9 protein-coding genes are annotated in these 13,354 nt (G+C 57.1%); 8 read left to right on the top strand and 1 reads right to left on the bottom strand.

The window, feature by feature from the left end; all coding sequences use genetic code 11:
* Window positions 1-26: 26 nt before the first annotated feature.
* Together F8N36_RS11475 and F8N36_RS11470 are read left to right on the top strand one after the other, a co-directional pair.
* Window positions 27-1,391 (top strand): potassium transporter TrkG, encoded by a 1,365-nt coding sequence (locus F8N36_RS11475; protein ID WP_291332950.1) that lies wholly within the window; start codon window positions 27-29, stop codon window positions 1,389-1,391.
* Between the two features lie 20 nt (window positions 1,392-1,411).
* Window positions 1,412-2,071: a TrkA family potassium uptake protein gene (locus tag F8N36_RS11470; RefSeq protein ID WP_291332949.1), complete on the top strand. Its 660-nt coding sequence runs from the start codon at window positions 1,412-1,414 to the stop codon at window positions 2,069-2,071.
* A gap of 108 nt (window positions 2,072-2,179) precedes the next feature.
* On the opposite strand, the gene F8N36_RS11465 is transcribed toward F8N36_RS11470, so the two are convergent.
* Entirely contained in the window at window positions 2,180-3,250 is a 1,071-nt protein-coding gene (locus F8N36_RS11465) for a M48 family metallopeptidase (RefSeq protein ID WP_291332948.1), read from the bottom strand.
* Window positions 3,251-3,436: 186 nt separating this feature from the next.
* Between F8N36_RS11465 and F8N36_RS11460 the strand changes: the two genes are divergently transcribed.
* From F8N36_RS11460 to F8N36_RS11435, 6 genes are all read left to right on the top strand, one after another.
* On the top strand, window positions 3,437-3,946 hold the full coding sequence (locus F8N36_RS11460) for a hypothetical protein (protein WP_291332947.1): 510 nt from the start codon (window positions 3,437-3,439) through the stop codon (window positions 3,944-3,946).
* Window positions 3,947-4,059: 113 nt separating this feature from the next.
* Window positions 4,060-4,635, top strand: a complete 576-nt coding sequence (rbr, locus tag F8N36_RS11455; RefSeq protein WP_291332946.1) for a rubrerythrin — start codon at window positions 4,060-4,062, stop codon at window positions 4,633-4,635.
* Between the two features lie 584 nt (window positions 4,636-5,219).
* On the top strand, window positions 5,220-6,461 hold the full coding sequence (locus F8N36_RS11450) for a TolC family protein (RefSeq protein ID WP_291332945.1): 1,242 nt from the start codon (window positions 5,220-5,222) through the stop codon (window positions 6,459-6,461).
* Between the two features lie 208 nt (window positions 6,462-6,669).
* Entirely contained in the window at window positions 6,670-9,030 is a 2,361-nt protein-coding gene (locus F8N36_RS11445; protein WP_291332944.1) for a type I secretion system permease/ATPase, read from the top strand.
* Between the two features lie 71 nt (window positions 9,031-9,101).
* Window positions 9,102-11,144 (top strand): HlyD family type I secretion periplasmic adaptor subunit, encoded by a 2,043-nt coding sequence (locus F8N36_RS11440; protein WP_291332943.1) that lies wholly within the window; start codon window positions 9,102-9,104, stop codon window positions 11,142-11,144.
* A 77-nt stretch (window positions 11,145-11,221) separates the two neighbouring features.
* On the top strand, window positions 11,222-13,354 hold the full coding sequence (locus F8N36_RS11435) for an HD domain-containing phosphohydrolase (RefSeq protein WP_291332942.1): 2,133 nt from the start codon (window positions 11,222-11,224) through the stop codon (window positions 13,352-13,354).

Below are 13,354 nucleotides of genomic sequence, written 5' to 3'. Positions count from 1 at the left end.
CACCTGCTGGCTGGCATAGACAACCTATGGCAAGAAAACGTTTTTTAAGCCCCTTTACCTGGCCTGTTTTATCCTTTCTTGCGGTCATTGCCGCAGGCTCGGTATTGCTCGGCCTGCCCGCAAGCTGGGCCCAGGGGCAGAGCATAAGCGCCATTGATGCCTGTTTTATTGCCACTTCTGCCGTTTGCGTCACCGGGCTTTCTCCGCTGGATATAGGCGCGGTGCTCAGCCCATTTGGCAAGGGGGTGCTGCTGTGCCTTATCCAGACCGGCGGGCTGGGTGTGATGACCTATACCAGCATTATTTTTTTGCTCTGGCGCAACAACGTGCCTTTCAACAGCCGCGAGGCGGTGAGCCAGGCCCTGCTGTGGGGTGACTTCAGCATTGCCACTTTTTTGCGGCAGGTGCTGGCGCTGGTATTTGGCATTGAGGCCACGGCCGCCCTGCTGCTGTGGCTGTACGACCCCGTTTTTTTCTATCCCTTCAGCGCGGTGTTCCACGCCGTTTCGGCTTTCTGCAACGCCGGTTTCGGTCTCAGCACAACCAACCTGGCCATGTTCAGGGATGACGTGGTCGTCAATGCCATTATCGCAGGCAGCGTTATTCTGGGCGGTATTGGTTTTGGCGTGCTGCGCGAATTTCTGGGCATCTGCACGGGGGGGCGCATGGGTGCGCCTGTGCGCCGCTTGAGCCGGTACAGCCGCATGGTGGTAAAGACCAGTCTCATGCTTATTGTGGTTGGCTGGGGCGCCATGTTTGCCATTGAATTCTGCCGGGGCAACGTGCCCCACACAGCCCAAGGCTGTTTTGATCTGGGAATCACCATGTTTTTTCATTCCGTGGTGGCGCGCACGGCGGGATTCAGCACCATTGATTTTGCCGTGCTGAGCGATGCAACCCTGCTGGTGCTCATTGCCCTGATGTTTATTGGCGGTGCGCCCGGTTCGTGCGCAGGCGGCATCAAGGTTGTTACCTTCAGGGTGCTTGCGGGCTATATTGCCGCCCAGTTTCGGGGTGATAGCCAGATTGTGCTTGAGGGGCGCGGAGTCTCCACAGAAAACGTGCGCCGTTCGCTGACCCTGTTTTTTGCCTACACCCTGCTTGTGGTTTTTTCCCTTTTTTTACTTGTGATTACAGAAAGCGACATTGTGGGCGCTGTGGGTACGCAGGGGCCGCCAGTGTTGCGCCTGCTGTTTGAAGAAATTTCGGCTCTCGGCACCGTGGGGCTTTCCGTCAATCTGACGCAGGATCTGAGCACTGCGGGTAAGGCCATTATCATTTTTAGCATGTTTGCTGGCCGGGTTGGCATATTGAGTCTGCTTATGGCGGCGCAGAGTTTGCGGGTCAAAAAGGCCTACACCGTGGCCGAGGCCCAGCTGCCCATTGGCTAGCTGTTTGCGGCGGAGGGATTATGGCTGAAAAAAAACTGGAAATCGGCGTTATCGGTCTTGGCAAATTCGGTCTGCGCATGGCCACCACACTGGTGGAACTGGGGCATACCGTCATTGGTATTGATATGTCAGAGGCCCGCGTGCAGCGGGCTGAGAGCACACTGGATTCAGTATACAAGGCCGATGCCACCAGTATCGCGGTGCTGCGTTCGCTGCACGTGCAGGATCTGGACTGGGTGGTCATAAGCGTCGGGCAGAGCGTGGAGCAGTCGCTCAGCATCACCCTTAACGTGCAGGAACTGGGCGGCCCCAAGATATGGGTCAAGGCATCCAACGAAGAGCACAAGAAGATTTTGCAGCGCCTGCGCGTTACCCGTGCCATGATTCCCGAAACCGAGGCCGCCGTCATGGCCGCCCACCAGCTCACCCACCCCGGCATGCTCGACCTTATTCCCAAGTACGGCGGCATTGCCATTCAGGAACTGCGCGTGGACCACTGGGATGGCAAAACCCTGGTGGAGCTCAATCTCATGCAGGAATTCAGCGTAATGGTCATGGGCATACGCCCTGCGGGAAAAAACGAATTCATGTTTGTGCCGCCAGCAATGACGGTGCTGCACAAGGGGGACGCTGTAGTGGTGGCCGGAAGGGCCGATTCCATGAGCGACCTGAAGCCCTAGGAGACCTCCGCCGGATACCGTGCACTGACCACGACTGTTTTTTGTAAGCTGCCCAGGCAGAATCTGCGGCCTTTTCCGTTGCCACGGAGAAGGTCGTTTTTTTTGTTGTTATGCGTCGTGATCCTGCGGAGGGTGCAAAGGGTCGTCGCCGGGCAGGGCCCACCAGGGCAGGCCGCGCCATGCCGCATTGAGGGCTTTTTCCTGCTCCGGCCAGCGGGGTGAAAAGCGGGCAAGTTCTGCCCTGTAGGCCGCAGAATGGTTCATGTGCCGCAGGTGGCACAGCTCGTGCCAGCACAGATGTTCCAGAAGGGGAACCGGCAGCAGCAGGGCGCGCCAGTTCAGGCTGATACGCCCCTCGGGGCCTTGCCCCGCAGCGTTGCGGCTCATGCTGGCAGGCGCATGTTCCTCAACCGGCGGAGCGGAAAAAAAGCTGCGCACGCGGGCAGATATCTGATCCAGCACGCTGGCGCGGTCATAGGTCTGTCTGCCGCGCACCCCTGTTGCAAGTTTTTGCGGGCGAAGGCGTGAGCAGCTGCCCCAGCGGCTCCGCTGGTCGCGCACGCTGACCTCTGCAAGAGCAAAACCAGCACTGGCGGCCAGCCCGTCAAGATAGGGCGGCAGCCGCAGCGCGGCCTTTTTACGTGCCCACTGCCGCAGGGCCTGGGCGCAAAGTTGGGTGTCATTAACACTGCCAAACAGGCGCAGCATGCCGGGGGTTTCCAGCAGCAGCACACGGCGCGCACCGCGTGATACCTGCAGCGTGCGGCATTGCACCATTTCGGCGGTGTGGACGGCAGAACCCTTCACAGCCTTGCAGCCAGCCGCAGCCCTGCGCCCAAATGCAATGTCACCCGCGCAGGTTACCGTAAAAGTTTCTTGCGTCAGCGGCAGGTGGATTTGCGCGGGCAGCTGCGGGGCGGGCAGGATGCGCAGCTGGTTGCGTTGGGCCCGTTCGAGCCACGGCACAAAGAGAGGCAGGCTTGCCCTCAGCTGCTCGGGCCCCATGCCCATGGGAATGGCAAGCACCAGCCCGCCGCGCGGCAAAAGCGAAAGCCGGGCGCGCCGCGCGCGGGCAGAAATACGCACCGTAGCCGTAAGACGAGTGCCGTCAGCAAGGGTAAAATCCACAGTTGCGGGGAGGTCGTGCAGGAGGGCTGATGAGGCTTTGAAGGCTGCCATGCCGTAAGGCTGCCACAGTGGCTTAAGGCTGTAAAGGCTGCCATCGGCACGGATGTTGCTGCACCTCCTGCGGAAAGATGCACCCGGCAACTATTGCCGGGTGTTGTCCCGATGCCGCCGTTGCACCGGAACAGACGGTGAACGCGAAAAACGGCAATTGCGGGCAGCAGCCTGCGGGAGGCTAACATGGGCATATCTGGTATTGGCAGTCTTTTGGGCACAAGCAGCGCAGATGCCATTTACAAGGTGGGCTTGGGGTCAAATACCATCCGCACCAGCAGCAGTTCATCCGATTCCGGCGATACTGTGGATATTTCAGACGAAGCCAAAAAGCTGTTTTCTGAAAAAATACACATGTACGACAAGGGGGCTTCCAGCGCCTCGGCCACCTCAACTTCCAAAAGTTCGGGCGAGTCCTCGACAGAAAGCGCCGACAGCGAAACCAAGAGTGGTGAAGGTTCTTCCCAGTCTGGTGGCGTTGGCGGCGGCAGCGGTGGAGGTGACAGCTCGTCATCCACCAGTGCGGTTGAGCGTATCAAGAAACAGATTCAGGCGTTGCAGAGTCAGCTCAACAGTGTTGCCTCTCACGCTGGTAGCGGTAATGAAGCAGCCGTAGAAAGCAAGATACAGTCGCTTGAGTCACAGATTGCTTCGCTTGAGGAGCAGCTTGCTGAAGCGATGAAGACTTCTTCTTGACATAGGAATAATTCCTAATTAATGTGGGTGGAGATTGAGCGTGCAACGTAATGCCCTTCTTTTTTTGTGCGTGAGAAAACGCACGGCCACCCTCATTCCAAGGAGAAGTCGCTATGAAGTCACTGAAAGGTTCCCAGACCGAAAAAAATATTCTTACCGCCTTTGCTGGTGAATCGCAGGCCCGCAACCGTTACGACTACTTTGCCGGACGCGCCAAGAACGACGGTTTTGTGCTGGTGCAAGAAATTTTTCTTGAAACCGCCTTGCAGGAAAAAGAACACGCCAAACGCCTGTTCAAGTTTCTTGAAGGCGGCGATGTGGAAATCACCGCGGCTTTTCCCGCTGGCGTGATCGCTGGCAGCGAAGCCAACCTGATCGCCGCTGCCAGTGGTGAAAACCACGAGCACACCGTCATGTATCCCGAATATGCCGCCATCGCGGACAAAGAAGGCTATGCGGAAGTTGCCGCCGTCATGCGCAATATCGCCATTGCCGAGGCCTACCACGAAAAGCGTTTTCTTGCGCTTGCCAGCGATATCAAGGAAGGGCGCATGTTTGTGCGCACCAAGCCCACCGTGTGGCGCTGCCTTAACTGCGGCTGTCTGGCAGAGGGCGACCACGCCCCCGAAATGTGTCCGGCCTGTGCCCACCCCAAGGCGTATTTTGCCGAACTCAACTACTCGTTCTAGTCTGTTTGCCCCTGTGTTTTATGGGGGCTGACGAATATTTGGCCCCTGTGGCATCAAGCGCCAGATCTTGGCAGATCTGGCGCTTTTTTGTCGCAGTGACGTCATTATTTCGGCGAAAAATTCCTGCTTATATGGCCTGGAATTTGCAAATAGGTTTTTCTAGAGGGGAATATCGGATGTCCCGAAAAAAATATCTGCTAATGGCAATCTGCGCGGAACAGTAGTTGCTTTCAGTATTTTGGGAAGGCAATTGCGACCAAACATCTTGCAGGATATTTGGTAAACGGTTATCAAGTATGACAAGGCATGTCGTTATATGGATGGGGAAGGGACACTGCCATTCGTATGATGTGGTCCATAATGGTCGATGTGCCGACAAGCTGGGAAATGTGTAACGGTGCATTTTTCAAGCTGAGGAGTTAACTGTGAAACATTTTATTATTGCAGTGGGGACTTTTTTGTTTTTGGCTTCATCGGCAGTGGCTGCTGAAAACAGTTATCCTCCTCCCCCGGCTCCGGGGAAGGCGCTCTCGATCGAAGACACTATTTATGGCGTATTGCGTACTCACCACAACCTTCGCGGAATGATCGAAAACCGCGAAGTCTTGTCTCATGAAGTGCGGCGAGCCCAGGCTGGCTTTGGCCCCCGGGTGGACGTTACCGGGCAGGCTGGCGGCAGCGTGCTGAGCGATTCCAGCACCCGCAACCAGAATCTGGACAAGCAGATGTGGGGCAAGATTGGCTACAGTGCCCAGCTTGTGCAACCCATTTGGGATGGCTTTGCCACCCGCTCGCGTGTGCGTAATGCCAAGTCTACTCTTGAATCTCAACAATATCGTGTGTTTGACACTGCTACGTCGCTCTCGCTGGACGCAATTATTGCGCACATCGATCTTTTGCGCCGTAGAAAGATTTATGAACTTTCTGAAGAAAACGTGGCCCAACACAAGGGGCTGGTGGCGCAAGCCCAGGATCGCGCGAGCCTCGGTGCTGATACTGCTGCCGACGTAACGCAGGCACAGTCGCGCCTGCAGCGTGCGTATTCCAGCCTTTCTGAGGCCAAGGCCGCCCTGCTGGTGGCTGAAGAAACCTATGCGCGTCTTACCGGTTTGCCCGCTGCCAGCCGTTTGCAGACCGTGAGCATGCCTCCCCAGCTTTTTGCGGCAACGCAGGCGGTTATGGAGCAGGCCAAGAAAAGCAATCCCAAGCTTGCTGCCTACCTGCAGGACATCCGCGCTTCGCGTGCATCACGCGAGCTGGCTGATGCTGCTTTTTCGCCCACTCTTAATCTTGAGGCAGGGCCCAATTATACCAACCTCGGTGGCGCCAGCGACCGTTGGGTTTACAGTTTTGACGTTATGGGCGTTGTGCGCTGGAACATCTTCAACAGCGGGGCCGACCTTGCCGAACGCCGCGCTGCATCTGCCCGCATGCGCCAGACTCGTCAGGTGATGTACAACTTCATGGATGACCTCAAGCTTGATGTTGAAAGCACATGGGTCAACTATCAGGCCGCCCAGGAACAGTACAATCACTATTCAAAAGCCATTGAGTACAACAAGTACACCCGCACCGCCTATCGGGAACAGTTCCAGATTGGCAAGCGCAGTATCCTGGACGTTCTTGATACTGAAAGCGAACTGTACAACTCCGCAACTCAGGCCGAAACCGCCCGTGGGAACATTCTTGTGGGTGCGTACAGATTGTCGGCCCTCACTGGCAATATGCTGCCTGAAATGTCCATCAACACTGGCCCGCTTGGGCAAAGTGCCCCCAAAGATCCCGAAGACCCACGCGAAGAATTCGCACCCGGCTGGTTCAATTGACAATTGTTGCCACATGCCTCCATATTTGGGGAGGCATGTGGCATTTTTTGTGGTTGACCGCCCGCTGTTGTTTGCTGTCTGACAAAGCCTGTTTGATCATGCGACCTGCCAGTGGCTGGTGATGCAGGACGAGTGCGGCTTTTTGGTGTGTGCAGCCAAGATGCAGTGGTGACGCTGATTTTTCCTGTTTAGTATCAACGGAATACGCATGGACAATTTTTCTTCTCCGGGGTCGGGCGAACAGGCCAAGCCCCCTGTTTCAGGCCATGCAACCGGCAGTCAGGCAGCTGACAACGGGGCTGATTCTTCAACAGAGCACAGGGAGATAAGCCAGCAGGCTGCTGCCGCTCCGCCGCGTTCTGCACCCTCCATGGGGCCGCTGCGTCCTTCAGATGTGGATTTTATGCCAGGTCTGTTGCGCAGCCTCTCTGTTCTGTTGCGTCTTCGCGGCCGTGCTGTTTCACCCCACGTGCTCATGGCCGGGCTCTCCGGCAGCAACGTTACGCCGCAGTCGTGCCTGCGGGCGGCCCGCAAGGCCGGTCTGACTGGCCGCATTGCCTATCGCCCCGAACTCGCAGATATCCCCGGTCTGGTACTGCCCTGCATTCTGCTGCTCAGCCATGACCGCTCGTGTGTGCTTACCGCTCTTGATGGCGACATGGCCGAGGTGGTTTTTCCTGAAACCTACGAAAGCGCGCAGCTTGTGCCGATAGAGGCGCTGAAGGAAGAATACTCTGGCTATGCTCTGTTTGCGGCTGTGGAGGCCCTGCCCGAAGACAGAACCGAGCGCCTCAGCATAGGGCGCGGCAAGCGCTGGTTTTGGGATGTGTTGCGTTATTATGCCCCCATTTACAGGCATGTGGCACTGGCAAGCGTGGTTATCAACCTCATTGCCGTCGGCAGCCCCCTGTTTGTCATGAACGTGTACGACCGCGTGGTTCCCAACAATGCCGTTGAGACATTGTGGGTACTGGCCAGCGGCATATGCATAATCTACCTGTTCAACTTCCTGCTTTCGGCCTTGCGCACGCATTTTGTGGACGTGGCGGGGCGCAATGCCGACATTGTGCTTTCCAGTTCGCTGGTTGAAAAAGTGCTCTCCATGCGGCTTGACGCCAAGCCAGAATCCACCGGTGCTCTGGTCAACAATCTGCGTGAATTTGAGCAGTTGCGCGAATTTTTCAGCTCTTCAAGCCTGCTTGCCTGCATCGATCTACCCTTTCTGGTTATTTTTTTGCTGCTTACGGCCTTTATTGGTGGCCCCATGGTCATGCTGTCTGTGGGGGCCATGCCCGTAATGATTGGCATCGGCCTGCTGTTGCAGCACCGCTCGCGCGAGTGCGCCGAGGCCAGCTACAAGCAGAACATGCAAAAAAATGCCCTGCTGGTCGAAATTGTGGGCGGCCTGGAAACCCTCAAAAGCTGCATGGCCGAAAGCCGCATGCAAAAGCTGTGGGAATCGGTGGTGGGACTTTCTGCAAAGTCAAACAGCGATTCGCGCAAATACAACAATCTGGCTGTGACTTCCTCCATGCTTGTCACGCAGATCGTTACCGTGGCCATGGTGGTGTGGGGCGTGTACCGCATTTCTGACGGCCTCATGACCATGGGCGCGCTTATAGGCTGCAATATTCTGGTGGGCCGCACCATGGCGCCCCTGCTCCAGATGGCTTCGCTGCTCACACGAATGCAAAATTCGCAGGTGGCGCTCAAGGCTTTGGATATGCTGATGATGTTGCCTTCTGAAAACCAGATGGAAAAAACCTGCATGGACTTTGGCATGTTGCGGCCATCGTTTACCATGGAGGGGGTTTCTTTTGCCTATCCCCGGCAGGATAGGCTGGCGCTGGAAAATATTTCGCTGCGGATTGAGCCGGGTGAGCGGGTGGGCGTCATTGGTCCCATGGGTTCTGGCAAAAGTACGCTCTCCAAGCTGCTTATTGGTCTGTACCAACCCAAAGACGGGGCCGTGAAGTTCGGCGACGTGGACATCAGGCAGATTCCCAGTATGGAGCTGCGCAGCCGCGTGGGTGTTCTGCCCCAGGATGTGGTGCTGTTTTATGGCAGTGTGCGCGAAAACATTGCCCTGGGCGACCCCACAATAAACGACCACCTCATTCTGCGCGCCGCGTCCTTGGCTGGTGTTACAGACTTTTTGCGCAATAATCCCGCCGGGTTTGCTGCCCAGGTGGGCGAGCAGGGCAAGGCGCTCTCTGGCGGGCAGCGTCAGGCCGTGGCGCTTGCACGTGCACTGGTGCGCGACCCCGAGGTACTTATCCTCGACGAGCCCACAAGCAATATGGACACGGATTCCGAACTGATGCTGCAAAAAAGGCTGCAAGCAGTTATCGGCGGGCGCACTCTGGTGCTGGTTACACACAGGCTTTCAATGCTGCGCATCGTGGATCGGCTTATCGTAATGGAAAACGGCCAGATCAAGCTGGACGGCCCGCGCGATGTGGTTTTGCAGACTTTGCGCGAGCGTTCGCAAAAAAATATGAACAATGCGGAACAGGCCGCCAGACATGGTGACACGCCGCATGCGCATGAAAATGCTGCAAGCGCCTGAGAGGCTATGGCCTGATTTTTACGCAAGCCAATTTTTGAAACGACCCTCCGAGCGTTTTTGGAGTAGGGCCAATGCAGTTGCCACAGAAGAAAAAGATAATGCCACAGGCTGAAGAACAGCCCCTGTCTGCGCCCCAAACGGTCGCACAGGGGGCCAACAACAGCTCTGGGGAAATACCTTCCATGGTTCAGTATCCCACTGAACCCGTTAAGGCAGCGGGCGATGGTTTGAAGCCAGTTGTCAAAGCCGGGAGGCCACTCGGGCACCCCTTGGGTTCATCGTTGGGCATGCCTTTTGGCTCGCAGTTTTCGCGGCCAGATGTGAATGCACCCCTGCCCGAAATGCCCGGTAGCGAAAGTATTGAAGACACCCCGGTCAGTGCGGATGGCGTCAACCCGGCACAGTCCGGAACCTCCGGTGCGCCCTTGCCCGATCTTGCCACCCTGATGGCCGGTCTTGCGCCTGATGCCGGGGGGGTGCGGCCTCTGGGTATGGATGCTTTGACAACGAAAAAAAGGGAACGAAGCAACCTCGAGATTTTTTTGCGCCAGCTTTTGCTGGGCGGTGACCAAGAGCAGAAGCCCGATAAAAGTCTGCGACAGTCTTTGCGTGAAACAGCCGACAGGTTGCTTGGCAAGGCCGTGGGCCAGGGCGCTGCTGGCGGAGTACCGGGCCTGCCTGGCATGCCTGGCGTAGGGCCGCTTCAGGGCAATGTCGGCCTGTTTGCCGCAATGGATGCTCCCCTGCACGGGCTCACGCCCGACGATATCCTGTACGCCAACGAGGTTGACGCGGCTCTGGCTCGGCGGCCCAAGTTTGGCATACGCCTGCTGTCCATAAGCGTCGCCGTTTTCTTTTTGTGCCTGATTATCTGGGCCGCCATTGCCGATGTGGACGAAGTGACCCACGCCGAAGGCTCGGTGGTGGGTTCGCAACGCACCCAGACCATCCAGAACCTTGAAGGCGGCATTCTGCGTGCCGTGCTCGTGCACGAAGGGCAGATTGTGGACAAGGGCACTGTTCTGGCCCAGCTCGATAACGAAATGGCCGAAAGCGCTTACCGTGATGCCGTCAACAAGGCCATGGAAAACAGCCTGGCTGTTATCCGTCTTGAGTCAGAAATCAAGGGCGAGCGCCCGGTTTTTCCTGAAAATGTCGATGTCTGGGCAGAAAAAGTTATCGGGCGGAGGGTGGAACCGGCCATGCTTGGCAGGGTGAGCCAGATCATTCAGGACCAGGAAAATGCCTGGAACAGCCGCCGCGATCAACTCAATGCCGAAATTGACGTGCTGCAATCGCAGTATGTGCAACGCCTGCATGATGTGGAAGAACTCACAGCGCGCAAGTTGCAACTGGACCGCAGCCTTGAACTTTCCATAGAGCAGCGCAACACGGCCTATGCCCTTGTGCAGCGCAACAACTTTTCCAAGCTCGAGTATCTTGGCATGCAGCAGCGGGTTGTGGAGCTGCAAGGGCAGATCGATTCGCTGGCTGCCACCATTCCCAAGGCCAAGGCAGCTGCAGATGAATCAAAGCAGCGGATAACCTCACGCAAGGCCGAGCAGATTGCAGCCGTAACCGACGAAATCAACAAGCGCAGGCAAGAGCTTAATTCGCTGCGCGAAAACCTCTCTGCCGGGCGCGACCGTGTCACCCGCACCGAATTGCGCGCTCCCGTGCGCAGTACGGTCAAGCAGATCTACATTTCTACAGTTGGCGGTGTGGTCAAGCCAGGCGAACCCATCATGGATCTTGTGCCGCTCGACGACACCCTGGTGGTTGAAGCCAAGGTCAAGCCTCAGGATGTGGCTTTTCTGCGTCCTGGTCAGGAAGTAATGGTCAAGGTTTCGGCTTACGATTTTTCCATCTATGGCGGGCTTGAAGGCAAGCTCGAATCCATCAGCGCCGATACCATTGAAGACAAGAAGGGCGAGCACTTTTACCTTGTAAAGGTGCGCACCCAGAAAAACGCCATCGTCTACCATAACGAATCTCTGCCGATTATTCCGGGCATGGTGGTTACGGCAGATATCTTGATCGGCAAAAAAACCGTGCTCGACTATCTGCTCAAGCCCATTCTCAAGGCCAAGCAGAACGCCCTGCGCGAGCGGTAAGAGCAGCGATATGCACGGGCAATGACGGCTGCAACTGCCGTTTGGGCCCGCAGCTGCCCTATGAAGGAAAGACATATATGGCACCCCAAGAATTGACACTTCCAGGTGTGGCCCAGCGCAATCGCAAGGCCGCACTGACCATGTCGGCACTGTTTGTGCTGGCGGTCTGCCTTATTTTTCTGTGTGCCCGGTGGTATCTGCAGGATTCGCGCAAGTACATGCTGAGCGAAATGGGGCAGGAAATGAATTCGCAGGCTTCCGGTAAGGTGGCCCTGCTCACCGTGTGGTCTGGAACGCTTGCCGGTCAGGTAAACGTATTTGTATCACAGGATTTGCTGCGTCTTTTTGCGGCAGAGGTCAGCGCGTCGGGGGTCTCTGCCCAGGAACTGCTGCAGCAGAGCCAGGAAAATAACAACGATTTTGCCGACAACATCATCCCCCCCGGGGAAAATGGTGTGGGCAGCCAGAGCGGGCTGAAAAAACTGGCCCCGCGCCTGCCGTTGATGGTTAATTTTCTGAAAGAATTCGCCGAAAAAAACAATTTCACCGGCGTGTGCCTTGTTAATATTGACCTGCAGATATACCTCGCTCCCGAGGGCCAGCAGCAGGTGCCCGAAGAGCTCAAGCCCTACCTCATGGGGGTGGTTGAAAACAAACAGCCCGTCCTCATGCCGGTGCGCCGCGAGAACGGCAGACTGGTCATGGACGTGGCATTTCCCATTTTTGCGCCTCTGTATGTGGATGCCACGGGCGACCGTGTGGTTTCGCTCCTGCTGGCGACCTACAGCGTGCTGCCCGTCATCACAGCCACCACGGGCGAATCGAGCAGCAGCCAGTACAATACGCGCATTTTGCAGGTGGTGGACGATGGCCTGCAGCGCATAGCTCCCACCGAAGCCACGGGCGTGGTGGAATTGCCCGGCTGGACCCTCAGCAACGGGATGCTGCCCCTCGGCACGCGCATTGATCCCGGTTTGCCCCAAGGTGCCCAGGAGGCGTACGGACTTGCTCTGCCAGTACCCAATCTGCCTTGGCTTGTGGAGCAGACCCTGCCCGTGAGCCGTATTGACGAAAGGTTTGCGGAAATTCGTCAAAACGTCATGGTGGCGTCTGCAATTATGATTTTCCTCGCGGGCGTGGTGCTTGCGGCGCTGTGGTGGAGCCTCGTCAGCCGCAATGAGCGTGCGGTTGCAGAGCAGATGCACAGGCTCTATCTGGTGGTCAACCAGCAAAAGCAGATCATGGACGGTGTTAATTCCGCCCTGTCTGCGGGTATCGTGCTCAACGACCTGAACGGTGTCATCCACTACGCCAACCAGAGCTTCGCCCGCATGTGTGGTCTGGTCGCCACGGAGCTTCGCGGGCGTAGACATTCCGAACTGGGCATGGAGCTGGCGCACAGTCTTGTTTCGCACACACTGGCAGTGCATCGGTCGGGTGAGGCTTTCAGCTTTGCCGAGGCCCTGCTGGTTGATGGCAAGCTGCACTATTTTCTTACATCGTGCACGCCGTTCAGGGATGAAAACGGTCGCCTTTCCGGCATGGTCTCCGTCTATAGCGATATGACGGAAATCGCCCTGACCCAGCAGCGTTCACAGCAGATGGTAGCCCAGACGGTCAACGCCTTTGTGAGGGCCATTGAGGCTGTGGATACCTACCTTCGCGGGCAGTCGGCCTTTACGGCCCAATTGGCTGTGGCTCTGGCCTGCGGACTTGGGCGCAACGATGCCGAAACATTGGCCACCTTGCGCACGGCAGCCAACCTTTCACATGTGGGCATGATCCGGCTGCCCAAGGACCTGCTCACCAAGACAGGGACCCTGTCTGACGAAGAGCGTGCGCTGCTGAGAAACCATGTGGAATTCGCGCGCGAAGCGCTGGCCGACATAGATTTTGGTCTGCCCGTGCTTGAGGCCATCACCCAGATGTACGAGCGCCTCGACGGCAGTGGATACCCCGCCGGTCTGAGCGACGGGGCCATATGTCAGCATGCCCGTATTCTGGCTGTGGCCAATACCTTCTGCGCCCTTGTGCGGCCCCGGTCGTATCGCGAGGCGCACGGCATGGTCGATGCCCTGAAAATTCTCGGCGAGACTCCGCCCAAGTATGATGCTGCCATCGTAAATGCGCTGCGGAATTATCTGGATACGGAACCGGGCAAGGCCTTTATGGCTCAGTTGCTTGCAGACCAGCAGCCAAACAGCGCCTAA

The organism is Desulfovibrio sp., assembly GCF_009712225.1.
Lineage (GTDB): Bacteria > Desulfobacterota > Desulfovibrionia > Desulfovibrionales > Desulfovibrionaceae > Desulfovibrio.
The sequence above is the reverse complement of the archived record's forward strand: the minus strand, read 5'-3'. Positions and strand labels throughout refer to the sequence as shown.